Annotated in this window: 2 pseudogenes; one reads left to right on the forward strand and one right to left on the reverse strand. The window is 66.6% G+C overall.

The window, feature by feature from the left end:
* Positions 1-127 (reverse strand): annotated as a pseudogene (locus A6013_RS29110) (hypothetical protein); the annotation flags it as partial.
* A 7-nt stretch (positions 128-134) separates the two neighbouring features.
* Here A6013_RS29110 and A6013_RS26375 point away from each other — a divergent pair.
* Positions 135-413: pseudogene (locus A6013_RS26375) on the forward strand (DNA polymerase II); the annotation flags it as partial.
* Positions 414-428 lie beyond the last annotated feature (15 nt).

Raw genomic sequence — 428 nt, forward strand, 5'->3', positions numbered from 1 at the left:
CCCGGCGTACATTCTCTTCGTCCGCCAGGCGCGCGGCGCGCACGTGGGGCGGGACGTTGCGCTGGTACTCCGCCAGCGGGCGGCGCAGGCGCGTGCGATACACCCGCAGGTCATCCAGCTCGCCGGCCCTCCGGCTGGCGGCGTACCAGCGCAACTTCCGGCCCCACTGGCGCGCCGAGCGCCGGGCGGACGAAGCGACTGTACCCCGGGGCCGGGCGCCGCAGTATCAGCACCGGGGTACGATAAAATCCGTCTGGCCACCGAACGGGCCGGAGCCCGTTGATTACCAGCAGGCGCCTCTCGATTACGATCACTACCTGACCCGCCAGCTTCAGCCGGTTGCGGAGGGAATTTTACCGTTCATCGACGACGATTTTGCTACACTTGTGACAGGGCAACTTGGCCTATTTTGACGCGTGACGAAATGG

Source organism: Enterobacter sp. IF2SW-B1, assembly GCF_001743375.1.
Lineage (GTDB): Bacteria > Pseudomonadota > Gammaproteobacteria > Enterobacterales > Enterobacteriaceae > Enterobacter > Enterobacter bugandensis.